Source organism: Rhizobium sp. BR 317 (genome assembly GCF_047445835.1).
Classification (GTDB): Bacteria; Pseudomonadota; Alphaproteobacteria; order Rhizobiales; family Rhizobiaceae; genus Rhizobium; species Rhizobium paranaense.
In genome coordinates this window covers 119,089-141,970 of record NZ_JARWLB010000008.1, presented here as the reverse complement: position 1 = coordinate 141,970, position 22,882 = coordinate 119,089, and the positions used below count along the sequence as shown (strand labels likewise).

The window sequence follows — 22,882 nt, the reverse complement described above, 5'->3', positions numbered from 1 at the left end:
GGGGCCGAAAGCCATCGTATCGATGCGTTCACGGAGGGCGACAATGGAGTGGAGTGAATCCTACCAAGGTGGCGTGGAGGCTGAGCGCTTGATGTTCGAGCGGCTCGCGCAAGACATGATGCGGGTCCAATACAAGACGCGCAGCTATGCCAAAGCGGCCGATATCCAGCGCGCGTTTCACAGCAAGGCGGTCTTTGCGGCTATCGATGCCGAGTTGACGTTCGTCGATGACCTGCCCGAAGATCTGAGGGTTGGTTTCGCTGCGCCAGGCAAGAGCTATTCCGCCATCCTGCGCCTGTCCAATGCCAGCGGTTACGGTCAACCGGACTATATGCCCGATCTGCGTGGCTTGGCTGTGCGGATCAATGTTTCGGATCAGGAGCAACACGATCTCCTGGCGACGAATTTTCCGGTTTCCCATGCCCGCGATGCCAGGCAGTTCGTTGCCTTTGCCAAGGCGACGGCGGGCGGCGGCTTGAGCCGGCTCTTCGGTGTGATCGGCCTCGCCTTCACTTTCGGACCCTCCGAAACCCTGCGCATGATCCGCAATGTCACGACCGGCCGTAACCGGAAAATCCGCAGCCTGGCGCTTGAGACGTTCTGGAGCCGCGGTGCGATGTGTTGGGGCGACAGGCTGGCGGTGCGCTACCTATTCCGGCCCGCACCAAATGCGCCATATGCTCCCGATCCGTCCAAAACCGATCCCGGCTATCTCTCCGCCGAAATCGCCCGGCGGCTGGAGGTCGGGGATATCCGCTACGAACTCTGTCTCCAGCTTTTCGTCGATCGGAAGCAGACGCCGATCGAGGACACATCCGTCGAATGGACGGAGTCCGCCTCGCCTCCGATCAAGGTAGCAGACCTCAAAGTCAGCAAGCCGAAAACCGGCGACGCCGAAACCATCGCCAATGCGCGCCTTGTCGACGAGCTGGCGTTCAATCCCTGGAACACGACCGACGCCTTCAGGCCACTCGGCAATCTGAACCGGGCGCGCAAAGTGGTTTATGACGCCAGCGCCGCTTATCGCCACAGTTTCCGTTGGACGACACCGGTGCCGCTTCGCAACCGGGTGGCTGGGAGCATTGCGCGCTCTGCTTTTCTGGTCATAAACCGGTTCATCGCCTGGCACCGGCTGCCGCTGCGGCTGAGCCTGCTCAATCTCGATGCTTTCCGTTACGTCTTGCGCGAAAAGAACTTGATCGGGACCGATCCTGTCGAAGCGCCGCCAGTCGCTCGTCCGACACCGCCGCCGGCGATTGCCGAAGGCGAGCGGCAAATGCGGACCTATGACGGTACGTTCAACGATCTATCGGCACCGAAGATGGGCGCCGTGGGCTCGACCTTCGGCCGCAACATCACGCCGGTTTTTGCGCCTGAACTGTTCGACACGCCCAATCCGGTGGTGGTTGCGCAGCAATTGCTGCATCGTGATACGTTCATTCCGGCGCGTTCGCTCAACATCCTCGCCGCCGCCTGGATTCAGTTTCAGGTCCACGATTGGGTCAACCATGCCCGCCATCCCCTGGGACAAAAAGACGTCGTCGTCGGCCTTCCCGCCGGGATGAAATGGACGAGCGAGGTCGGCGGCAAGCCGGAAGACGTGATGCGGATTGCCGGAAATATGGAGATCAGCGGCTATGACGGTAAGCAGCCGATTTATTTCGGCAATGCCGCCTCGCATTGGTGGGACGGATCGGAGGTTTACGGTCCCGACAGCAAGAAGGCCAAGGACCTGCGCGAGGGTCCGAAGATACGCCTGGTCGACGGGCACCTTCCGGTCGATGTCCACGGTTTCGAAGTGACCGGCTTCAACGAGAGCTGGTGGCTTGGCTTGAGCGCCATGCACACGCTGTTTGCGCGCGAACATAATCTGCTCTGCGACGAGCTCCGGCGCCAATACGGCAATTGGGACGACGAACGCATCTACCAGACCGCCAGGTTGATCGTCTCAGCGCTGATTGCCAAGATCCATACGGTCGAATGGACGCCGGCGATCCTTGCCACCAAGGCGATCGAAGTTGGCCTTTCCAGCAACTGGAACGGCCCGCCCACCAATGACTGGCTGACGAAGGCAGGCCTCTGGCTAATCGACGCGCATGCATCCACCGGCATCCCGAAGACGATGCCGGATCATCATGGCACGCCTTATTCGCTGACCGAGGATTTCGTCACCGTCTACCGCATGCATCCGCTGCTGCCCGACGATTACTGCTTCTATAATCACAAGACGGGGGCCAAGATCGCCGAAAAGAGCTTCATGGATATACAAGGCCCGGGCGCCGATGAGATCATGCGGCAATATGGTCTTCGCAACACGCTCTATTCCTTCGGCACGGCCCATCCCGGCGCCATCACCCTGCACAACTTCCCCCGTGCACTTCAGGCGTTCACGCGCGATAAGGAGATCATCGACCTTTCCGTCGTCGATCTCGTCCGTACGCGCCGCCGCGGCGTGCCGCGCTACAATGATTTCAGGGCCGGCCTGCACCGGCCGCGGATCAAGCATTGGGAGGAATTGTCGACCAACCCGGAGGACGTGCGGCTGCTGAAGGAGATCTACGGCGACATCGACCGCATCGACACCGTGGTCGGCCTCTTCGCCGAACCCCCGCCGGAAGGCTTCGGCTTCAGCGACACCGCTTTCCGTATTTTCATTCTCATGGCATCGCGCCGGCTGCAGAGCGATCGCTTCCTGACGGTGGATTTCCGTCCGGAGGTCTATTCGCCCTTCGGCATCGACTGGATCGCCAATAACGGCATGACGAGCCTGATCCTGCGGCATTGCCCGGATCTTGCATCCATGCTGCCGCGCAATGCCAGCGCCTTTGTGCCCTGGCGGCCGGTTCTTCTCGGCGGCGAAAAGCAGGATCTGGAAAAGAGGGCATCATGACCGACCTACCTGGAACAGATGATCGTTCGCCGGCAGGTGCGGCTGCGACTGGAACCTCGACAGGCAATCGCGGCCTTGACGCGCTGTTCCGAAGACCGCTGATCGAGACAATATGGCGCCGACGCACCCATCGCGTCAGCCAAGGGAGCTCGGTGCTGGCCGGCACGATGAGCTACCAGTCGGAGCACCCGCGGGAACCTCTTTCGGAGCTTGAAGAGGCGATGCTGATTGCCATCACGGGTTCGACGGGTCTCACCATGCCCGACCGGCCTTTCGAGGACCCGGCCACGCATCAACCGATCATGGCCAAGCCGAACCTTGTCATGGAGGGCCGCACCGCCGGCAGTCCCGACAATGCCCAGGGCACGCATTTTTTCATGATCAACGACAGCGGCACCTATTTCATCCGCAAATTGCCGCCGCCACCGGATGGCGAGAAAGCGCTGACGGCGGAAAGGCTGATCGCCCGGGCGGCAGAGGCGAAGGTGCGTATTCTCGATCACCGTCTTGATGTTCCGGACGGCAAGCGCGCCTTTCCGGCCTATCTCGATTCCAATCGGTTCCTGTCGAACCTGCCGGGCACGACCATCTTCCTGCCGGTGGTCGACCTCTCGCGGCAATATATCAACGGCATGATGTACCTGCTGACCCAGCCGGACGGCGCCCGGCCGGCAATCGTGGACGACCGCAATTTCTACCGGCTCGCAGGTGTCAAGCGCTGGGTGGACAAGGGCTTTCTGAACAAGGATATCAAGATCCCCCTCGGCGTCATCGGTTCGCTGCGCACTCAGATCGAGGCCGATCTCCTTTTGCAGAATATATTCCTGACCGCCGACGCCATGGGGCTTGGCGCCTGGATCCATGGCTCCATCAGCCCGCCGGTCCTCGTTGGCGACCCGAAATTCCTGAAGACGTACGGCCCCATGCTGGGCTTCGACGTCGTCACGCCGCGCTGGCGCCTGATGGACATTCTGCGCTGGCAGGTCCCTTTGCCGCGTTACGCCAACCTGCGCAGCAACCCGATCGGACTGCGCTTCAAAGGCGAGCATCTGATCAAGGGTATGTCGCCACCCTATTACGACAGCATGGCGGACGCCGTTAAGGCCGTCGTCGAGGACAAGTTCGGCAAGAACGGCCTCTTCAACGATCAGGCCCTCTTTGCCGAGATATACAAGGATGACTACGGCAAACGCTATCTGGCGGAGGCTGCCGTCTACAACGACGACGTCATCGGCTGCGCGCGGGACATCTGCACCTATATCTACGAGACGCATGGCCGTTTCCCGGCGCATTGCGACGCGATCCATGTGCCGGGCGTCTGGCTGCAGGCCCATCACGTCGAGATCGACTATTATGATCGGTTCTTCAGAAACGGGCTCACGGACGTTCACCGCTCCCATAATCAGGACTGGCACTGACAAGAGCCTGAGCGCGTTTCCCAACCGTAGCCAATTCGCGCGAGTACCTTTGAGCGTGGTTTGTGTTTCGTCGTGCAAGGGGAGGTTTTGTATATTATAATTTTCTCACGCAGATTGGGGATGTCGCGATGAACGACTTATGCGTGATCTTGGCAATGACGGCGATTGTCGGCTCCGGTTTGGGCGCAGGGGAGGCGGGTGCCTACGAATTTCCCTCCGGACGTGTCATCTTCGCCGATCCCATCAGGGCTCCGGAGTCTGCCGCCGATCGGGCAACGGGCCCCATCATTCTCTACAGCCAATATGTCCGCAAACCGTTCATGTGGCCCTGGGCGTCGTCGCCGGCTCAAAATAGCCCGACGGGGGAAACACAGCGGAGCGGCCATGGAAATCGAGGTGGCGGTAACGGCGGCGGATCAGGCAGCTCCGGTTCGAGCGGCAGCACGAGTGGCGGCGGCAACATGGGCGGCGGCTCGGGCACGGGGAGCACGAGCGGCGGCAATATGGGTGGTAGCAGTTCGGGCGGTAGTGGCAGCGGCAATATGAAGTGAGTCAGATGGCCGGGAGACGCCGATACGAAAAAACCGGTGGCGGCGCTGCCGGGTGGCTGTCTCGATGGGGAATATGAGGAACTGCTGTTTGCATCGGTCGACATTGGCTATGGGGCGGGCAATGCGGGCATGAGTGAGAATTGGGCGATCTGCATAGGGATAAATCGCTACGATAATTTGAGGCCGCTCGAGTACGCTCAACAAGATGCTCAAGCGATGAGCGACTTTTTCAGCACGACCGCCCATTTCAACCGAGTCTATTTTCTCGCGGAGGACGCGCCGCCGCTGCCTTCGGATTTCGGAAGCCCGCTGCAGTCTCGTCCGACCTTCGGCAATCTGATGCGCTTCTTGAGGGTGCGTTTCGAACAGCGCTTCCTTCGGCCAAGCGACAATCTCTGGTTCTTCTTTGCCGGTCACGGGCGGCGGGATCGGGATCAGGACTACTTGCTGCCGATCGATGCCGATCCCGGCAATGTCGAGGAAACGGCAATTTCGGTGCATCACGTCGCTGAGCGGTTGAAACGCAGCGGCGCAGACAATGTCATCCTGCTTCTCGATGCCTGTCGTAACGAAGGTGCGCGCGACGGTGAAGGCCTCGGTCTCGACAGGCAGCAGGGCGCCGTCACCATCTGCTCCTGCAGCCCCTCGGAATTCTCCTATGAAATCTCCGAACTTCGCCATGGCGCTTTCACCTACGGACTGCTCGAAGGCCTCGGAATGGAAGGCCAGCAGAATTGCGCGACGGTCGAGCGGCTGGACAATTATCTGAAATTCGCTGTCCCGGACCTATGCCGCAAATATGGAAAGCCTCGCCAAACGCCCTCGACCTTTGTCGAGCCGCTGTCCAAGCGCAATTTCATTTTGCTTCCGGCACTCGCGTTGCCCGAGGACTTGGAGCCGCTGAAGCTCGAAGCGCTGGAGGCCGAGGCAAACGGAAATTTTGCCGAGGCCGAGCAATTATGGTGGCGCATCAACGCCGTCGCGCCGGCAGATGCACAGACCAGAGAGGGTATCAGGCGCGTTACCTTAAAGCGCGACTCCGATGGCGGCGATAATCCCGGCGTCGCCGAACCGCGTCCGGAGACCGCAAGCAGAGGAAATGCCGTCGCTCTTCCGAGGATACCGCGACGGGCGCTTCTCTATGGGGCCGGTGCCACGGGAGTTCTTGCCGCGGTCGGGACGGGAGCTTGGCTGCTTCGCAGCCGAGGAACGTTGCGCCCGTCGCCCATACGCGCCGAGACGGTGCCAGTGACGACCGTCGATGACAAGGGCGAGCTGCTCGATACGCGTTGGGAGAGTGTCGAAACCTTCAGCCAGCCCATCGACGTCGACAACGCCGTCGAATTCAGCATCCTGCCGTCCGCTACTTTCAAAATGGGTTCGCCAAATGATGAACTCCTCCGCGTCGGCAAATTTGAGCAGCAGATCGACGTAACCATCGGCCGCATCGCCGTCAGCCGCACGACGATCACCCAAAGGATATGGCGTGCCGTGCTCGCGGCTCATCCCGGGCAGATCGGCATTTCGCTATCGGCAGCGCCGTTCTCCTTTCCTGGCGACGACCGCCCGGTGGAAACTGTCACATGGCAACAGGCGGCCGAATTCTGCGCCAGGCTCTCCGATCTGACGGAACGCGTCATTCGGCTGCCGAGCGAAGCCGAATGGGAGCGTGCCTGCCGGGCGGATACGACGACGGCCTTTCATTTCGGACCGACCTTGACGCCGGCGCTCGCCAATTATTGCGGCACCGGCGGCGCGGTGTGCGGCATGAGTTTTGGTGAGAACGTATCGAGCGCCGGCTATGCCGATGTCGCCTATCCCGATGGCGCCTATGCCACGGGGCCGCAAGGCAGCTTTTATGGGTCGACGAAGCCTGTCCGATCGTATCCGCCGAACCGCTTTGGCCTCTTTGAAATGCACGGGAATGTCTGGGAGCATTGTCTCGACAATTGGAATCCCGATCTTGGATCGATACCGCGCGACGGCAGGCCCTTTGTCGATCCCAAATCCTCCGTCCGCGTGCTTCGAGGCGGTTCCTTCTCGCACAACCCGGCGATTTGCCGTTCGGCCTATCGGGACTGGATGAAGGAAACCCTGACGGGATGGGAGGGGCGGGTCGGTTTCAGAGTGGTCTGCGAAGTTTGAGCGGCATGCCGATGAATTTTCCGATGCACATCCGTTGACGGGACACGACAGGAGCACGCGACATGAACAGGGAAATCACGATCATTACCGATGCAGCGTCCTCGCCTGGTTTCACGACCGGGCCGATCATAGGCGACCAGGGTGCACGCAGCGGCGACGATATTGGTGGCGGTTTCGGTTCCATCCTGGGCTCGCCGCTCAAGGCGGTCAGCATCGGTGCGGATGCGCTGAAGGACCAGATGACCAACCTGCTCGAGGTCGTGCAACATGTCTTCGATCAGCCGCTAAGCAGGCTGGCATTGACGCTCGACGAGGTCGAGCTCTCGGTGGAGATCAGCTCGGAAGGCGAGGTCCGCGTCTTTGGCAGCGGCGGCAAGCTGGGCGGCAACGGTGCGATCAAATTGGTCTTCAAGAGACGAGAGCCGCCTGCCGCATAGCCGCGGCATGTCGTCCAGCGTTTGGGCCGTAGACTGAAACGAAGTTTGCGCCTGCCGTTAGGACTTGGCGGAGATGGCGCTTAACTCCTCGAGATCTAGGTCTCGCTCCAGTTCGCGCAACGTCTCGTCATCAATATCGCCGGCGCGGTGGAGCCGGATGAGTTCGCGACGCCCCGTGGCAACCGCTTCGAGAACCACATCGAAATGGGCCTGGAGCATAGGCGAGTATTGTTCCGTGCGCGCCGCATAATCGACGATCGCCACTGACCTGCGCTGATATCGTTCCAGCAATTGCGGATGAATGAGCTTCCCGTCACTGTCATAGGCGAGGCCCTTGACGGTCGCAAATTGCGCTTGGGCCATGGCAGCTTCGGCTTGGCTCATGGTGAGGCGCGCCTTTTCCGACTCCGGCTCGCTGAGCCTTGCCCAGGCGATCACATGCCCAAGCGTCGTCCCCTGAATAAGCACGGTTCCGACAATGACGGCGAATGAGGTCACCAGGATGAAATCCCTGCCAGGGAAGCCTTCGGGCACGCTCAGCGCCAGGGCCAGCGTGACGACGCCACGAACGCCGGCCCAGCTTATGACAGTGACGCCGCGGGCACCGAGCGGCGTGTATCGATCGAGCCCCAAGACATTGCAAAGTTTGATCACGAGGTCGGATCCGAACACCCAGCCGAAGCGCGCGAGGGTGAGTGCAATCAAGATCACCAGGATCGGCATTCCCATCGTTGCGGTCACTACGCCAAAGCCGCCACCGCGATCGACAACGCCCCGCAGCGACAATCCGATCAAGATGAAAACCGCGGCTTCCATAAGGAAGATGATCACGGTCCAGAACGACGTGCCGCGCATGCGTATCGAGGCCGAAAGCACTGTATGCTGATGCCAGCTCGCAATCAGTCCCGTGGTTACTGTTGCGATGACGCCCGAAACGTGGATTTGCTCGCCGAGCAGATAAGAGGTCCAAGCTAGCACCGTTGTCGCGGCGATCATCAGATATTCGTCGCGCAGCAGCCTCACAAACAGGACCCAGGTTGTTCCAACGACGATGCCGACGAGGGCACCGCCCGCCGCCAACAGCAAAAAGCTCCCCGCCGCATCGACTGTGCTGAAAGCACCGGTAACACCGGCCGCGACGGCGAGGCGGAAGAGCACCAGGCCGCTGGCATCATTGAGCAGGCTTTCGCCTTCGAGCAGGATTTGCAGGCGCCGGGGCAACTTTACTCGTTGCAGGACTGCGCGGGCGGAAATGGCGTCAGGCGGCGAAACGATCGCACCGAGTGCGACGCATGCCGCCCAAGGCAACGATGGAAACAGGAGATGGGTCACCACAGCCAAGACGGCGCATGTGAAGAACACCGCACCAATGGCGAGCGAGGCAATGCCGATCAGGTGACGGCGCAGTGGACGCAGAGGAATGAACCAGGCTCCGTCCATGAGCAGTGGCGGAAGAAAGATGACGAGCACCAGGCCGGGGTCGACGGCAATCGTGGGCAGACCCGGGAGGAAGGCGAGCAACCCGCCACCGGCAAGCAAGGCCACGGACGGCGGTAGCCCGAACCTGTGGGCGGCGTAATGCAGCGCGATGATCGCCACGAACATCCCGATAACGAGTTCGAACAAATGTGTGGGGTCCATGCGCCTGATACAACTTTTGCTATGATGGCTCTATTACAAAGCGCGTTTCGTCGAAACGCAATCGCCCAAACGCCATGGCGCGTGAGTCTTTCTCGCAACACCCGCCGGGCAATTCGCAGCGCGAAGGGTTTCGGCTGGATTCCGGCGATTCAGTCGAGGTATTCCTCAGATCAAGAGGCGATTCGCAAAGGCAGGACAACGGCTGAAGGCGTCCGCCCGATCTCCTTAAAACAGGATAGTTATGAACGCGGACATGATAGCCGCATGGGCGGCGCAGAATGGATTCCATTCGCTCAATGCATCGAATTTTCGTCGGCAAGACGATGCACGCACGATTACGATCGAGATAAAGAAGATGTCCGTCGTGCTGATCGACGAGAGGCCAGGATCGCGCCCGCGCCTCGTCTCGCGGCTGTTCAAGGATATGCGCTCTGCAATCGAGAGTGGCCGGTTCGAGGGACTCCTACCGGCCGGCTATCTGCCATAAGCCTCCGGAACGGAGTTTGAAGGAGGCAACACGGCGATCTGATGCCGTTGCTGCGCTTGCCCCGAAGCGTCGAAATTGACCGGGCGTTATCATTCTTTGTTATCGGTTTCCTCCTAAAATGGTCGCAATACGATCGTGGGGGAACAGATGATCGCTCGGCTTGTGTTTATTGCCATATTCTTTGCAGGCTCGTTTGGCCTGGCAACCGCGGGCGATCAGCTTCGCATCGCCACGGAAGGCGCATATCCGCCCTTCAACTTCAAGGACACGTCGGGGCATCTCGCCGGCTTCGATGTCGACATCGCCAAGGCTCTCTGCGAGCAGATGAAGACCGAATGTTCGCTCGTTGCCGTGCCGTGGACGGAGATCATTCAGGGTTTGGCGGATGACAAATACGACCTCATCGTTGCCAGCATGGCCTTTACCGAAGAGCGAGCTCAGAAAATGGAGTTTTCTGCGCCCTATTATCGCTCTCACTCGGTGTTGATAGGCGACGCGGAAAAATTCCAGGATAGTGCGCCGGCAGCACTCGCTGGCGTTCGCATTGCGGCAGCAACGGGAACCATTCAGGCGGAATATTTGCAGAAGGCCTATGGGGCCAGCAAGACGGTGCTGACGAAAGACCAGCCTGCCGCGCAACGCTTGCTTCTGGATAATCAGGCTGACCTTTTGATCGGCGATGCCATCGAGCTTCTGAGCTTCCTGCAGACGCCGGAAGGTGCGCGCTTTGGTTATGTTGGCGACCCGATATCCACCGACTTTCTTCAAAGCTCGGCGCACATCACTGCGAAAAAGGGCAATGCAGCGCTCATTCAGAAGGTGAACGACGCGCTGAAGCAGATCAAGCTCAATGGCGTCTATGATCGCATCAATGATGCCTATTTCCCCTTCAGTATCTATTGAGCCATCGGTATGGAGGAGATTAAGGGGTTGAGAAGGCGCCAGCTCTCGCTCAGCTTCGTCGGCCGATTTGTTCTGCTTGGTGTTGTCATCTATTCGTTGGTCGCCGGCGGGATTTCGCTCGTCCTGCTGAATAGAATCGAGACACAGGCCAACTTTACCCGTGATACGCAAATTCCGCTCATCATGACGCAGACGCGGAACGCGGTAAAAATCGAACGTCTATCCTCGCTCCTGCGCTCCATCTATCTCGCGAAAGACCGCAGATTGGAGCGGCAGATCCAACTGCAGATTCAGGCCCTGACGCAGGGCTTCTCGTTCGATCAAAATGCCCGGCTCATCGAAGGGTCACGGCAAGTCGCCGACGAAACCAAGACAATTGCAAAACTCCGTCAGGAGGCCCGCGATTTACGCGAGGGCCAGCCGTCGTCATCCGCCACGGAAGCGACGATGGATCCTGATGATGTCGATAAGCTGACGACGCAGGCCTACGATCGAGCCATGCACACCGTCGATACGATGGCTTCACAGCTAAGCGGCGATGCCGCTGTCGTCGCCGACGATCTCGCGCGCGAAATCCAGCGCAGCGCAGGTCATATGCAGATCGGATGGATTTTGATCCTGCTCGTTCCAAGCCTGTTTTCTGCTGCCTTGCTGGTCGCTGCGAGACATCATCTTACTGCGCCTATTGTCGCTGCGATCCATAATCTGGAGCGAATTGGAAAGCACGAGCAGGTCGTTTCTTTGAAGCGCGCTCCGCTCATCGCCGAACTGGCAATGATCGATGAGGCAATCGTTGCCTACGGACAGGTCTCAGATGACTTGCATCGCACCAACGCCATTCTGCATGGCCTGGCGGAACAGGATCCGTTGACGGGACTGGCAAACCGCCGGACCTTCGAGAACTATCTTACCTCGGCCTTGAGCCGGCGAGCCGGCACTCCCGATCTCGCGATTGTCATGATCGACGTCGACCACTTCAAATCCGTCAATGACACGTTCGGCCATCTGGTCGGTGACAAAGCTCTCGCAGCCGTCGCCAATGTGCTGACCAACTTGCCTTGGCACGCAGACAGCCTCGTCGCACGATATGGCGGTGAGGAGTTCGTTGTTGTCCTGGAAGACTGCTCGCAGCAGCAGGCGGTCGAACGTGCGGAAAGCCTGAGGCGTTCCATTCAGGAACTTTCGATCGAGACTCATGCCGGGACATCTCTTCGGCTGACTGCCAGCTTCGGCCTCGCCGTGGCAAACCACGCTCGCAATGCGCCGGCGGAAATTGTCGCGGCGGCCGACGGTGCCCTCTACAGCGCAAAGAGAAACGGCCGCAACAACGTACAGGTCGCGTCGCGGCCCGGCGACATGTCAAAGGCTAGTTAAGTTTGCGGCCTCCATGGCGGGGATCTTCGATCCCGTCGCGGATATCCCAAACACCAGGGCATACGCTATTGCCTCGCCAAAATGGCGCAATCCCCATTTCGAAAGCGTATGAGACAGTGGAATTAGTCACTGCCTGCATCGACTATGGGCAGCTCGACGAAGTTGATGGGTTGGCCGCCTCGTCCTGCTTCAACGTTGTCGTGTTCTTTGATGTCGACATTCCGTTGCAGTCATTCGCCTTTCCGTTATTGCTGGCGCCGCTGCCAATTGTGCCTTTAGTATTGTTGCCATTGGTGGTGTTGGCGCTCGAGCCATTGGTGCTGTTTGTGCCGTTGTCAGATCCGGAGCCTGAGGTTGTCGATGCCCCGGAACCGGTTCCGGAACCAGACGCGCTACCGGTATTGCCGGATTGCTGGGCCAATGCTGATGTTGCGAGGCCGATGGAAAGAGCTGACACTGCCAGGATTTTCAAGAACATGATCTTTCTCCTTGGATGTTCTCTGTTTCCGACCTCGAACAAATGCCGGTCCGGCATGTTCCAAAATTTTCCGGTCAGCGATCCCATGAAACAAGGCATCCTCCATCAGCGCATCGGAGATTAGGCGGCATATGGAAACGTTACCACATTTCTTGACTCGCCATCTCGACCCGCATATGCTTCATATGGAAACGTTACCATACGGGGGAGGAACCGAATGAAATCCGCGCGGCTCAATCGCCTTTTTGGCGTGTCCGGAAATTGCTTTGACGTCGCCATTGATCACGGCATGTTCAATGAGCGAACTTTTCTCGCCGGCATCGAGGATATGAAGACGGCCATCAAAGTGATCGCGGCTGCCGCACCCGATGCCATTCAGCTTCCGCCGGGTACGGCGCCTCTGTTGCAGGCAATTCCCGGTAAGCAGCGGCCCGCATTGGTCCTGCGCACCGATATTGCCAATATCTATGGCAACCCGCTGCCTTCGGCGCTCTTTTCCGAAATGATCGACCGGGGCGTCGAACAGGCGATAGCTCTGGATGCCGCCTGCGTCGTCGTCAATCTCCTGATGCTGCCGGACCAGCCGGAAGTCTATCGCGCCTGCGTGCGCAACGTGAACAGCCTGAAACGCGAATGCGAGATCTACGGCATGCCGCTGATGGTCGAACCGCTGGTCATGCAGGACAATTCCAAGGGCGCCTACATGGTCGATGGCGCGATCGACAAGATCCTGCCGCTGGTGCGTCAGGCAGCCGACCTCGGCGCCGACATCATCAAGGCCGATCCATGCGACAATGTCGATGAATATCACCGAGTGGTTGAAATCGCCCAGGGGCTTCCCGTGCTGGTGCGCGGCGGTGGTCGCGTTTCTGATCAGGAAATCCTGACCCGCACAAAGCAGTTGATGGAGCAGGGAGCACGCGGCATCGTCTATGGCCGCAACGTCATCCAGCACAACAATCCCGGCGGTATGACGCGTGCCTTGATGGCGATCGTGCATGAGCAGGCTTCCGTCGAAGACGCCTCGCGGCATCTCGCCTGACGTATCCTTGGGAGGAGGAGACATGACCAAGATATTCCGCTTCGGCGTCATCGGCTGCGGTCTGATGGGGCGTGAGTTTGCGAGCGCCGCGGCGCGCTGGTTGCATTTGGCCGATATGAAGGCGCGGCCGGAAATCATCGCTGTCTGCGACACCAACACGGTGCTGCTCGACTGGTTCCGGGACAACGTGCCGACTGTCCGGCAATTCACTGCCGACTATCAAGAGCTTCTGGCCAACCCCGAGGTCGATGCGATCTATTGCGCTGTCCCGCATGTGCTGCACCGGCAGTTCCATATCGACGTCCTGAAAGCCGGAAAGCATCTTCTCGGCGAAAAACCGTTCGGCATGGATGCCGCACAGAACCGGGCAATCATGGCTGCGCTCGCCGAGCATCCCGATCTCCTCGTCCGCTGCTCGTCGGAAATGCCTTTCTTCCCTGGTGCACAGAAGGTCATCGCCCTCGCCAAAAGCGGCGAGATGGGGGATATCCTCGAAGTCGAAGCGGGCTTCCTGCATTCCTCGGATATCGACCGGCAGAAGCCGATCAACTGGAAGCGCATGGCGGATATCAACGGCGAATATGGCTGCATGGGCGATCTCGGCATGCATGTGCTACATGTGCCGCTGCGCCTTGGCTGGCGCCCGCAAACGCTGCATGCGCAACTGGTCAAAAAGGTCACCGAACGTCCTGACGGCAAGGGCGGCATGCTGCCCTGCACCACCTGGGACAATGCCACGATCAGCGCTCGCGTGCGCACCGGGGATCAGGATTTCCCGATGGTCCTGAAAACCTGGCGCATTGCGCCCGGCGAATCCAATACCTGGTACATTCGCATTCTCGGCATGAAGAAGAGCGCATTCTTCAGCACGAAGTCGCCGCGCCAATGGCAGTGGATGGACTATGATGGCGGCGCGCAGGCCTGGAGCACCGAGGATCTCGGATATGGTTCGCTGTTTCCGGCGATCACCGGCAAGATCTTCGAATTCGGCTTTGCCGATGCCATACAGCAGATGTGGGCGGCCTTCGTCGATGAGCTTGCCGGAGGAAATGCCAACGGTTTTGCCTGCGCCACGCCGGCGGAGGCGCAGGCGCATCACGCGGTGCTGACGGCCGCTCTGAAATCCGGCCGCGAGGATGCAGTCGTTTCGGTCGAATATGACGGAGCGACAGTCTGATGAAGCGCTCCGAAATCAACGCCGCGCTGCGGCGCGCAAGCGAGACCCTCGAACGCTGGCATTGGTCCCTGCCGGAGTGGGGATATTGGACGGCGGCGGAGTTTGCCGCTCGTCCGCAGGCCGCAAGCTATCTGCGCGCCCATCAGCTCGGTTGGGATGTCACCGATTTCGGCTCCAACCGCTTCGCCGAATGCGGTCTCGTGCTGTTCTGCCTGCGCAACGGCATCGTCGGTGTCGAGGGCGAGCGCACCTATGCCGAAAAGCTGCTCTTCGTCGAGGAGGGTCAGGTGACGCCGACGCACCGTCATGCCGCGAAGATGGAAGACATCATCAACCGCGCCGGCGGCGATCTCGTGATCGAATTCGCCGCCGCCGATACCGACGGCCATGCGCTGAACGATGATGTGACGGTTCCGGTCGATGGATTGCCACACCGGCTTGCCGCATGGGAGCCGTTGGTTCTCGGGCCTGGCCAGAGCGTGACGATCCGCACCGGGCTTTATCATCGCTTTTACGGCAGGAAAGGGGGCGGGCCTGTCCTTGTCGGCGAAGTCAGCCAGGTCAACGACGACAATAGCGACAACTTCTTTCTGGAACCGATCGGCCGCTTTGCCGCGATCGAGGAGGACGAGCCACCGCTCAGATCCCTATGGAACGAGGGAGGCGGCTGATGCGAACCGGGGAGGAGGTTCACAGCCGCGACAGCCAAAAGCCGGGCGGTATCGTCTGCGCGGGAAACTTCATCGTCGATCGCGTCCACACCCTGTCCTATTGGCCGGAGCAGGGTAACCTCGCTTATATCCTGCACCAGGATTTGGGGGTTGGCGGCGGGGCGGCCAATGTCGTCACCGACCTCGCCTCCCTCGGCTTTCCCGGAAAGCTGGCGGCGGCGGGATGCATCGGCGCCGATCCGGACGGAGAGATCGTCAAGGCACGCCTTTTGTCCGCAGGCATCAATATCGGCGGCTTGACGGCTCTTACCGATCGGGTGACGGCTCACACGCATGTCATGAACGTACCTGGCCAGAACCGCACTTTCTTCTACCATGGCGGTGCCAATGATGCGGTCACGGATGCGCTCGTCTCGCCCCAGACCTTCGCCAGAGCCGGTTACCGGCTCTTCTATCTTGGCTATCTGATGCTGTTGCCCGGGCTCGACCAGATCGGCCCGGATGGCCGGTCGGGGGCATCGCGCCTACTGGAAGCCGCGCAGCGCGCGGGGCTCGCGACCTGCGTGGATTTCGTTTCGAGCGAAGACCCGGAATTCGCCGCCAAGGTGGGTGTCGCTCTGCCCTTTTGCGATTTCCTGATCATCAACGAGATAGAGGCGGGCAGGGCAACGAGCGTTACCGTTCGCGACGCGGAGGGGAATCTGAACGAGGCCGGGCTTCTGGACGCGGGCGAACGCCTGCTTGCGGCGGGCGTCACCAAAGGCGCAATCATCCATGCGCCGGAAATCTGTTTCTGGTTTGCGCCCGCCGCTTCACCGATCGTCACGCGTTCGCGGCCTGTCGAGCCGCCTGATATCGTCAGCACCGTCGGCGCCGGAGATGCCTTCTGCGCTGCCGTGCTCTACGGCTTGCATGAGGATTGGCCTGTTGAGGATATCTGCGCCGCCGCCCATGGCGCGGCTGCACATTGCCTTGCGGGCGCGACCGCCACAGATGGCATTCCCAACATGACGGTCCTGTTGGAGGACATGGAGAGTTGACGCGATGAACTCTGAGCAGACATCTCGGCTTTCCGGAAAGGTGGCATTGGTTACGGGAGGCGCGAGTGGTATCGGCAAGGCTGTGTGTGAACGCTTCGCGGCGGAAGGCGCGAAGGTCATCGTCGCGGATCTCGACGGCGAACGATGTGCAGGCGTCGCGCAGGCGATCGGGCCTGATGCCTGGGGCGTGGCGCTCGACGTGACCAGCCAGGAGAGCATCGACGCTGCCGTCCGCTTCTCGATAGAGACCGCCGGGCAGATCGACATCCTGGTGAACGCCGCAGGCATTTACGACGTCCAATCCATTCTGGAGATATCGCGCGAGCGCACGGCCAGGGTCTTCCAGGTCAATATCGAAGGCGTAATTTTCATGACGCAGGCGGTTGCCCGGCACATGGTGGAAAGAGGTGAGGGCGGACGCATCATCAATTTCTCGTCCCAGGCCGGCCGCCGCGGCGAGGGGCCGGCCGTCGCTTATTGCGCCTCCAAAGCCGCCGTCATCAGCATCACCCAAAGCTGTGCTCTGGAATTGATCCGTTATGGCATCAACGTGAACGCCATCGCTCCCGGCGTGGTCGATACGCCAATGTGGGACGTCGTCGATGCGAAACTTGGGAGCCGCGAAGGTTTGCAGCCTGGCGAGGTGAAACGTCGCGTGGCCGCCGCCGTTCCGGCCGGGCGATTTGGTAGGCCCGAGGAGCAGGCTGCCATGGCTGCCTTTCTGGCCGGGCCGGATGCGGCATACATCGTGGCACAGTGCTACAATGTCGATGGCGGCAACGTCATGGGCTAATCGTTTAGGCGGAACCTTCCCAGGCCTGCGATATGAAAGCATCAGCGAGGAGGAGAGGAATGAAAGCTGTCCGCTTGGAGTCGATCGCGTCCATGACCATGCGCAGTGTCGAGAAGCCGGCTGCGCGGTCGGGCGAATTGCTTGTCCGTGTCCTTGCCGCCGGCATCTGCGGCTCCGATCGCCACATGTATAAAGGCGAGTATCCGACGGCGATTCCGGTCACGACGGGCCATGAATTCTGCGGCATCGTGGAAGTGGTCGGCGAGCAGGTCACAGGCTTTACCGGCGGCGAGCTGGTGACCGTAGACCCCAATATCGCCTGTGGTCGCTGCCATGCTTGTGCGCGCGGGCGGGTGAATTTGTGCGAGGGTTTGACCGCGATCGGCGTGACCCGGGATGGCGGTTTTGCCGAATATGTGGCGTTGCCGTACCGCCAGGCATTCACGCTGCCTGCCGATCTCGATCCCGTGCATGGCGCTTTCTGCGAGCCGCTTGCCTGCTGTCTTCATGCCATCGACAAGGCGGAGATCCGTCCGGGCGAGAGCGTCGCAATCCTCGGAGGGGGGGTGATCGGTCTGCTCATGGTGCAATTGGCCCGCCTTGCTGGTGCAAGCCAGGTGATTTTGATCACGCGGCAGCTCTCGAGACGCCAAACTGCGCTGCGCCTGGGTGCGACGCATGCCTTCGACCCGACGGCTTCGGACGCGGTCGCGGCTGTTCGAGACGTCACCCATGGTGGCGCGGATGTCGTCATCGAGTGCGCAGGCGTTCCCGAGACCTTGCAGACCGGCCTGCAAATGACACGGCGCGGCGGCAACTTCGTGCTTTTCGGAGTAACGCCCAGAGGTGTCGAGGTGCCTGTCCTGCCGTTCGATCTACTCGTCAACGAAGTCGACATAAGACCGGCCTATCTCAATCCGTTCACCCATTCGCGGGCTGCGGCATTGGTTGCGCGTGGGGCATTGGAGCTGGATATGTTGGTGACCAAGACCATAGGTCTCGAAGAGGTCGCGGAGGTCGTGGGGAGCGCGCCATTGCCAGGCGAGATCAAGGTCATCGTTCGCCCCTAGCGAATGGTCACGCCACGGGCTCAGTACGCCTCAGCCGCGGACGGATCCGGTCGAATCCCGCTGGATCAGGGTAACCGGTACTTTCACGACGGCGCCCGGTCGCAGTTCGTGCCCCGCTTGGTGTTCCGCGATCAGCGTTTCCAGCCGCTGTGCCGCCCGCTGCCCGACATCGCGGATCGGCTGCGCGACCGTCGTTAGCCGGGGAAAGACATAGGCGGCCTCGGGCAGGTCATCGAAACCGATCACCGAATAATCGCCCGGAACGGAAAAACCGCGATCCTGAACCGCATGGATTGCCGCAATCGCCGAAATATCGGTCGTGCCGATGATCGCCGTGATCTCCGGGAGCGCCGCCAACAGATCCCGTGCCAACGGGTAGGTTGCCGCGAAGCTGTGCTCCTCGGCCATTGTCACGACGGCCGGCGTGATCCCGTGTTTCGCCATTTCCGCCGAAATACCCCGGAGGCGAAGCTGAACGGGCTGGCTATGGGCCGGCGCGCCGACGACGGCAATCGACCGGTGGCCGAGGCCGATCAGGTGACGCGCCATCAGGTGTCCACCTTCCTCGTGATCGGCCATGACCGCGTCGTCGGCAATGCCGCTCAGTTCACGGTCGATCGCGACGATCGGGATATGGGCATCCCGCAGGACCTCGAAGTGCTCGATGCTGCCAAAGGCACTGGCCACGATGACGCCATCGACGCGCTGGGCAAGCAACATAGACATGTAGCGCGCCTCGTGGTCCATGTTCTCCGCCGTGCTGCAGATCAACGTCTGATAGCCGCGCTGGAACAACTCCTGTTCAATCGTATGGGCCAGAATCCCGAAGAACGGCACGTCGATCGATGGCAGCATCAGCCCGATCATCCGGCTTGGCGCACCGCGCAGCATGCGCGCCCCTTTGCTCGGCGTATAGTTCAGCGCGCGAATGGCCGCTTCCACACGGTCCCTGAGTTCGGGCGAGGCATAACCACTATTGTTAAGCACGCGTGATACCGACGAGACCGATGTTCCGGCGAGTTTGGCGATATGTCTGATGCTGGTCGTCACGTGCTCGTATTTCTTTCCCGGGTCTTCGAACAGTCATGAGACGAGTTGCCGAAATTCACCCACGTCGTCATTGACTTAATCACAGCAGGAGACTGCATCAAGCGCAAGACGAGCCAATCAAAGACCTTTCTGCCGCCGACCCGGTTATATCCTCGAGCTATTCGGACTTGTCATCCGGAGTCCATTTGAAGTGGTCGCCTTCTGCCGCGACATATCCCACGCCAGGGAACGGAAAGTGGGGCGCGAAAATCCTCTCATGGCTCTTTGCGAGCGTGTTCAGCGTTTTCACACGGTTCTGCTCGGCTTCCGGCTTATCGCCGTCGAACGATAGCGCCCAATCCGGCTTGGCAAGCGAAATGATGGAGCTGTGAACAGTGTCGCCGACATCGAACAGCGTCTCTTTTCCCGAGGTGATCTGGTAGCCGACATGGCCGGGAGTGTGACCGCTCATGGCAACCGATGTGATCCCGGGAACAACCTGACCGCCAGGCGTGAATGTCTTGACACGGTCCTTGATGACCTTGACGACATCAGCCAGCTTTTCATTTGCCTTGGCATAGGACCACTCCGTTTCCGACATGCGGATCGTGGCATTTGGAAAAGCGAGCTTTCCATTCGAAACCAGTCCGCCAACGTGATCCGGATGAGAATGGGTGATCAGGATTTCATCGACCGCATCCGCGTGGTAGCCGGCTTTTGCCAGGCTGTCCTGCAGCGCGCCGCCGACACCGGTGTCGATCAGGACGAGGTGCCGGTCCGATTTGACCAGCAGGGCGTCGACGCTAAGGGTGACCGTATCGGTCGGCGCGCCCGCCGCCTTCAGCAAATCCGCGACCTCGGCTGGGCTATGGTCAAGACCAAATATCTTGCCGTCATTAGGCTGGACAAACTGCGCGTCGTGCAGGGCGGCAATGTCGAGCTTGCCCAGTTTGAAGGCCTTCGCATCCGGCTGTTGCGGCGGCATCTGTGCGAAAGCAAGTCCTTGGTTCGCGAGCGTCAAAATTGCTACCGCAAGCAATTTTGCTGGAATCTTATGACCCGTCATGCCAGTTCCCTCTTGAGCGAGAATGCCAGCGCATCCTACGCGAATCTCCGCAGTTCGGACATGGCATAAATCAGTGTCCGGCAAGATCGGAAAGCGGGACCCAGCATTCGCCTCCTATCCCTGCGTAAGGTTATCCTCTTGACGTAGAGGCGCTGGTCTTTTCACTGCGCGTTGCCGCTCCAGATATCACTGATAGTTCGCTCGGATTGTCTTGGTCCGCGATGCGAGCCCGTACCCTTGATCAAGGAGACGTTCCATGACCGCGCCGCACCCGTCAAAAACCCGTGTCGGAAACCAGATCCTGCATCCGGAAACCCAGATGCTCAACTACGGCTATGATCCCGAACTTTCCGAGGGGGCCGTGAAGCCGCCTGTCTTCCTAACATCGACCTTTGTCTTCAAATCCGCCGAGGACGGCCGCGACTTCTTTGACTACGTCTCAGGTCGGAAGGTGCCACCGGAGGGAAGAGGCGCGGGCCTCGTCTACTCGCGTTTCAATCATCCGAATAGCGAGATCGTCGAGGATCGTCTCGCGGTTTATGAAGGCACGGAGAGCGGCGCAGTATTCTCTTCCGGCATGTCGGCCATCTCCACCGCCCTGCTTGCATTCGTCCGCCCCGGTGACGCCATTCTCCATTCGCAGCCGCTCTATGGCGGCACGGAAACTTTGCTCGCCAAGACATTCCTCAATCTCGGCGTCTCAGCGGTGGGCTTCGCTGACGGCGTCGAGGAAGCTTCCGTCCGGGCCGCGGCGGAGGAAGCAATGGCGAAGGGACGCGTCTCCGTCATTCTCATCGAGACGCCCGCCAACCCGACCAACACTCTCGTCGACATCGCGATGATCCGACGCATAACGGATGCGATCGGTGAGAAGCAGGGGCATCGGCCGATCTTCGTGTGCGACAACACGCTTCTTGGCCCGGTCTTCCAGCGGCCCATCGACCACGGTGCGGACATCTCGCTTTACTCGCTGACGAAATATATCGGCGGCCATTCCGACCTGATCGCGGGCGCCGTGCTCGGTAAAAAAGCGATCGTTGCTCAGGTAAAGGCGCTCAGAGGCTCGATCGGCACCCAGCTCGATCCTCATTCTTGCTGGATGCTGGGGCGGTCTCTGGAGACGCTGCAGATCCGCATGGAACGCGCAAACAGCAATGCAATGGCTGTGGCGGACTTCCTGCACAATCATGAGAAGGTCGAACAGATTCACTACTTGTCCTACGCCGATGCGAATTCAGCGACAGGCCGTACATTCGAAGCCCAGTGCACCGGTGCCGGCTCGACCTTCTCCTTCGATATCAAGGGCGGCCAACCTGCTTCGTTCAGGTTTTTGAACGCATTGCAGGTCTTCAAACTCGCCGTCAGCCTCGGCGGGACGGAATCGCTCGCCTCCCATCCCGCGACGATGACGCATTCGGGCGTGCCGGCCGAGGTGCGCCAGCGCATCGGAGTGCTGGAATCGACCATCCGTCTTTCGATCGGCATCGAGCATCCTGACGATCTCATCGCCGATCTGGGTCAGGCGCTCGACGAAGCGTAACGCGAAGATGCGCGCGTGGGTCGACACGGAAGCTTGACAAACAGGTCGTGATCAAGTCGGCTGATTTGAAGCAATCAAGCCGATGCCGTTTCCATTAAGGACTGGGCCGGTCGATGAACCGACCCAGCGAAGCTGCCCTTAATAGTAGCGCCAACCGCCGTGATACCGCTCACGATTCACCCAGTAACGGCGGCCATCCCAATAGCCTCGTCCATGATAATAAACGCCGACCCTTGGCCCCCCTGGCGGCACGACAACGACCGTGCCGCCGGTGGCGACGTTCGGACGGCAATGGCCGTAGGGACCGCGGTGATATCCGGCACCGCATCCTTGTGCTGCGTTGGCTGTGGAAGCGATTGCGATTAATGCCCCTACGGATGTGAGGGCTATGATAAGCAGCTTTTTCATCATGTCTTCCTCTGACCATCCGAATGCACCCTGCATCCGGAATACACACCCTAACGCTCAAACCGGCCATTTTTATCGCGCGCGCCAAAAATATTTTGGAATGCCGCTGCGGCCGGGTTGCTGCTGGCCAGGCGCTGACGCTCTGACAAAAATCTCATCCGCTGATGCCTCAGCCGCGTCGTGCCGCTTCGATCGCCGCGACATCGATCTTCTTCATGGTCATCATCGCATCGAAGGCACGCTTTGCTTGATCACCGCCGGCTGCGACCGCTTCCATCAATACGCGCGGTGTGATCTGCCACGACACGCCCCATTTGTCTTTGCACCAGCCACAGGCGCTTTCCTGGCCGCCGTTGCCGACAATGGCGTTCCAGTAGCGGTCGGTTTCTTCCTGATTGTCCGTTGAGATCTGAAATGAGAAGGCTTCGTTGTGTGTGATCCCGGAACCGCCATTCAGACCGATGCAAGGGATACCCGCAACGGTGAATTCAACAACCAGGACGTCCCCCTGCTGGCCCGCCGGATAGTTTCCAGGTGCACGAATGATGGCACCGACCGCGCTGTCGGGAAAAGTCTCGGCATAAAAGCGGGCGGCGGCTTCAGCGTCTTTGTCGTACCATACGCAGATCGTGTTCTTTGCCATTGCGTGGTCCTTTCGCTGTTCGTTTCCCATTCCCTGGTGAAGTAAGGGGCAAACCGTCTTTCTCCAGCCCTTACAGCCA

At 60.1% G+C, this 22,882-nt stretch carries 21 protein-coding genes; 16 read left to right on the top strand and 5 right to left on the bottom strand.

All coding sequences use genetic code 11. The annotated features are described in order from the left end of the window. Nucleotides 1-43 precede the first annotated feature (43 nt). From QD357_RS14980 to QD357_RS14960, 5 genes are all read left to right on the top strand, one after another. Complete coding sequence (locus QD357_RS14980; protein WP_414124522.1) at nt 44-2,890, top strand: peroxidase family protein; 2,847 nt, start codon at nt 44-46, stop codon at nt 2,888-2,890. Next, nucleotides 2,887-4,308, top strand: coding sequence for a hypothetical protein (locus QD357_RS14975; RefSeq protein WP_414124521.1), 1,422 nt, complete (start codon nt 2,887-2,889; stop codon nt 4,306-4,308). Before QD357_RS14980 ends, QD357_RS14975 begins: the two co-directional genes overlap by 4 nt. Nucleotides 4,309-4,436: 128 nt before the next feature. Further along, entirely contained in the window at nt 4,437-4,859 is a 423-nt protein-coding gene (locus tag QD357_RS14970) for a hypothetical protein (RefSeq protein ID WP_414124520.1), read from the top strand. 129 nt (nt 4,860-4,988) lie between these two features. Further along, the gene (locus tag QD357_RS14965; protein ID WP_183938640.1) at nt 4,989-7,004 is read left to right on the top strand and encodes an SUMF1/EgtB/PvdO family nonheme iron enzyme; all 2,016 of its coding nucleotides are present in this window, start codon (nt 4,989-4,991) and stop codon (nt 7,002-7,004) included. 62 nt (nt 7,005-7,066) lie between these two features. Continuing rightward, on the top strand, nt 7,067-7,441 hold the full coding sequence (locus QD357_RS14960) for a hypothetical protein (protein ID WP_414124519.1): 375 nt from the start codon (nt 7,067-7,069) through the stop codon (nt 7,439-7,441). Nucleotides 7,442-7,498: 57 nt separating this feature from the next. Here QD357_RS14960 and QD357_RS14955 read toward each other — a convergent pair whose 3' ends face one another. After that, on the bottom strand, nt 7,499-9,082 hold the full coding sequence (locus QD357_RS14955) for a Na+/H+ antiporter (RefSeq protein ID WP_183938467.1): 1,584 nt from the start codon (nt 9,080-9,082) through the stop codon (nt 7,499-7,501). A 241-nt stretch (nt 9,083-9,323) separates the two neighbouring features. Here QD357_RS14955 and QD357_RS14950 point away from each other — a divergent pair, with 241 nt between their 5' ends. The 10 genes from QD357_RS14950 to QD357_RS14905 all read left to right on the top strand — a co-directional run bounded on the left by QD357_RS14950 (nt 9,324) and on the right by QD357_RS14905 (nt 18,117). Next, on the top strand, nt 9,324-9,569 hold the full coding sequence (locus QD357_RS14950; protein ID WP_183938468.1) for a hypothetical protein: 246 nt from the start codon (nt 9,324-9,326) through the stop codon (nt 9,567-9,569). 147 nt (nt 9,570-9,716) lie between these two features. Then, entirely contained in the window at nt 9,717-10,472 is a 756-nt protein-coding gene (locus QD357_RS14945) for a transporter substrate-binding domain-containing protein (RefSeq protein WP_414124518.1), read from the top strand. Between the two features lie 27 nt (nt 10,473-10,499). Next, nucleotides 10,500-11,846, top strand: a complete 1,347-nt coding sequence (locus tag QD357_RS14940; protein ID WP_414124517.1) for a GGDEF domain-containing protein — start codon at nt 10,500-10,502, stop codon at nt 11,844-11,846. Nucleotides 11,847-11,962: 116 nt separating this feature from the next. Next, nucleotides 11,963-12,448, top strand: a complete 486-nt coding sequence (locus QD357_RS14935; RefSeq protein ID WP_414124516.1) for a hypothetical protein — start codon at nt 11,963-11,965, stop codon at nt 12,446-12,448. 93 nt (nt 12,449-12,541) lie between these two features. Further along, nucleotides 12,542-13,366: a class I fructose-bisphosphate aldolase gene (locus QD357_RS14930; RefSeq protein ID WP_183938472.1), complete on the top strand. Its 825-nt coding sequence runs from the start codon at nt 12,542-12,544 to the stop codon at nt 13,364-13,366. Between the two features lie 22 nt (nt 13,367-13,388). Beyond that, entirely contained in the window at nt 13,389-14,543 is a 1,155-nt protein-coding gene (locus tag QD357_RS14925; RefSeq protein ID WP_414124515.1) for a Gfo/Idh/MocA family protein, read from the top strand. Beyond that, nucleotides 14,543-15,214: a D-lyxose/D-mannose family sugar isomerase gene (locus tag QD357_RS14920; RefSeq protein ID WP_414124514.1), complete on the top strand. Its 672-nt coding sequence runs from the start codon at nt 14,543-14,545 to the stop codon at nt 15,212-15,214. Before QD357_RS14925 ends, QD357_RS14920 begins: the two co-directional genes overlap by 1 nt. Next, nucleotides 15,214-16,254, top strand: a complete 1,041-nt coding sequence (locus tag QD357_RS14915; protein ID WP_414124513.1) for a carbohydrate kinase family protein — start codon at nt 15,214-15,216, stop codon at nt 16,252-16,254. The genes QD357_RS14920 and QD357_RS14915 overlap by 1 nt, the downstream gene beginning before the upstream one ends. A 4-nt stretch (nt 16,255-16,258) precedes the next feature. Further along, entirely contained in the window at nt 16,259-17,047 is a 789-nt protein-coding gene (locus QD357_RS14910) for an L-iditol 2-dehydrogenase (protein ID WP_183938476.1), read from the top strand. Between the two features lie 59 nt (nt 17,048-17,106). Continuing rightward, on the top strand, nt 17,107-18,117 hold the full coding sequence (locus QD357_RS14905; RefSeq protein ID WP_414124512.1) for a zinc-dependent alcohol dehydrogenase family protein: 1,011 nt from the start codon (nt 17,107-17,109) through the stop codon (nt 18,115-18,117). Between the two features lie 30 nt (nt 18,118-18,147). Here QD357_RS14905 and QD357_RS14900 read toward each other — a convergent pair whose 3' ends face one another. Both QD357_RS14900 and QD357_RS14895 read right to left on the bottom strand, forming a co-directional pair. Continuing rightward, nucleotides 18,148-19,167, bottom strand: coding sequence for a LacI family DNA-binding transcriptional regulator (locus tag QD357_RS14900; RefSeq protein ID WP_414124511.1), 1,020 nt, complete (start codon nt 19,165-19,167; stop codon nt 18,148-18,150). 157 nt (nt 19,168-19,324) lie between these two features. After that, nucleotides 19,325-20,212, bottom strand: coding sequence for an MBL fold metallo-hydrolase (locus tag QD357_RS14895; RefSeq protein ID WP_183938479.1), 888 nt, complete (start codon nt 20,210-20,212; stop codon nt 19,325-19,327). A gap of 256 nt (nt 20,213-20,468) precedes the next feature. Between QD357_RS14895 and QD357_RS14890 the strand changes: the two genes are divergently transcribed. Beyond that, nucleotides 20,469-21,752, top strand: coding sequence for a cystathionine gamma-synthase family protein (locus QD357_RS14890; RefSeq protein WP_183938480.1), 1,284 nt, complete (start codon nt 20,469-20,471; stop codon nt 21,750-21,752). Nucleotides 21,753-21,890: 138 nt separating this feature from the next. Here the strand turns inward: QD357_RS14890 and QD357_RS14885 are convergent, their stop codons facing one another. Then, nucleotides 21,891-22,160: a GCG_CRPN prefix-to-repeats domain-containing protein gene (locus QD357_RS14885; RefSeq protein ID WP_183938481.1), complete on the bottom strand. Its 270-nt coding sequence runs from the start codon at nt 22,158-22,160 to the stop codon at nt 21,891-21,893. A gap of 169 nt (nt 22,161-22,329) precedes the next feature. Then, entirely contained in the window at nt 22,330-22,803 is a 474-nt protein-coding gene (locus QD357_RS14880; protein WP_414124510.1) for a VOC family protein, read from the bottom strand. Nucleotides 22,804-22,882: the final 79 nt, after the last annotated feature.

Coding starts and splice junctions, on each gene's coding strand:
- QD357_RS14980 (WP_414124522.1), top strand. CDS start 44: ATGGAGTGGAGTGAATCCTACCAAGGTGGCGTGGAGGCTGAGCGCTTG.
- QD357_RS14975 (WP_414124521.1), top strand. CDS start 2,887: ATGACCGACCTACCTGGAACAGATGATCGTTCGCCGGCAGGTGCGGCT.
- QD357_RS14970 (WP_414124520.1), top strand. CDS start 4,437: ATGAACGACTTATGCGTGATCTTGGCAATGACGGCGATTGTCGGCTCC.
- QD357_RS14965 (WP_183938640.1), top strand. CDS start 4,989: ATGAGTGAGAATTGGGCGATCTGCATAGGGATAAATCGCTACGATAAT.
- QD357_RS14960 (WP_414124519.1), top strand. CDS start 7,067: ATGAACAGGGAAATCACGATCATTACCGATGCAGCGTCCTCGCCTGGT.
- QD357_RS14955 (WP_183938467.1), bottom strand. CDS start 9,082: ATGGACCCCACACATTTGTTCGAACTCGTTATCGGGATGTTCGTGGCG.
- QD357_RS14950 (WP_183938468.1), top strand. CDS start 9,324: ATGAACGCGGACATGATAGCCGCATGGGCGGCGCAGAATGGATTCCAT.
- QD357_RS14945 (WP_414124518.1), top strand. CDS start 9,717: ATGATCGCTCGGCTTGTGTTTATTGCCATATTCTTTGCAGGCTCGTTT.
- QD357_RS14930 (WP_183938472.1), top strand. CDS start 12,542: ATGAAATCCGCGCGGCTCAATCGCCTTTTTGGCGTGTCCGGAAATTGC.
- QD357_RS14925 (WP_414124515.1), top strand. CDS start 13,389: ATGACCAAGATATTCCGCTTCGGCGTCATCGGCTGCGGTCTGATGGGG.
- QD357_RS14920 (WP_414124514.1), top strand. CDS start 14,543: ATGAAGCGCTCCGAAATCAACGCCGCGCTGCGGCGCGCAAGCGAGACC.
- QD357_RS14915 (WP_414124513.1), top strand. CDS start 15,214: ATGCGAACCGGGGAGGAGGTTCACAGCCGCGACAGCCAAAAGCCGGGC.
- QD357_RS14910 (WP_183938476.1), top strand. CDS start 16,259: ATGAACTCTGAGCAGACATCTCGGCTTTCCGGAAAGGTGGCATTGGTT.
- QD357_RS14905 (WP_414124512.1), top strand. CDS start 17,107: ATGAAAGCTGTCCGCTTGGAGTCGATCGCGTCCATGACCATGCGCAGT.
- QD357_RS14895 (WP_183938479.1), bottom strand. CDS start 20,212: ATGACGGGTCATAAGATTCCAGCAAAATTGCTTGCGGTAGCAATTTTG.
- QD357_RS14890 (WP_183938480.1), top strand. CDS start 20,469: ATGACCGCGCCGCACCCGTCAAAAACCCGTGTCGGAAACCAGATCCTG.
- QD357_RS14885 (WP_183938481.1), bottom strand. CDS start 22,160: ATGAAAAAGCTGCTTATCATAGCCCTCACATCCGTAGGGGCATTAATC.
- QD357_RS14880 (WP_414124510.1), bottom strand. CDS start 22,803: ATGGCAAAGAACACGATCTGCGTATGGTACGACAAAGACGCTGAAGCC.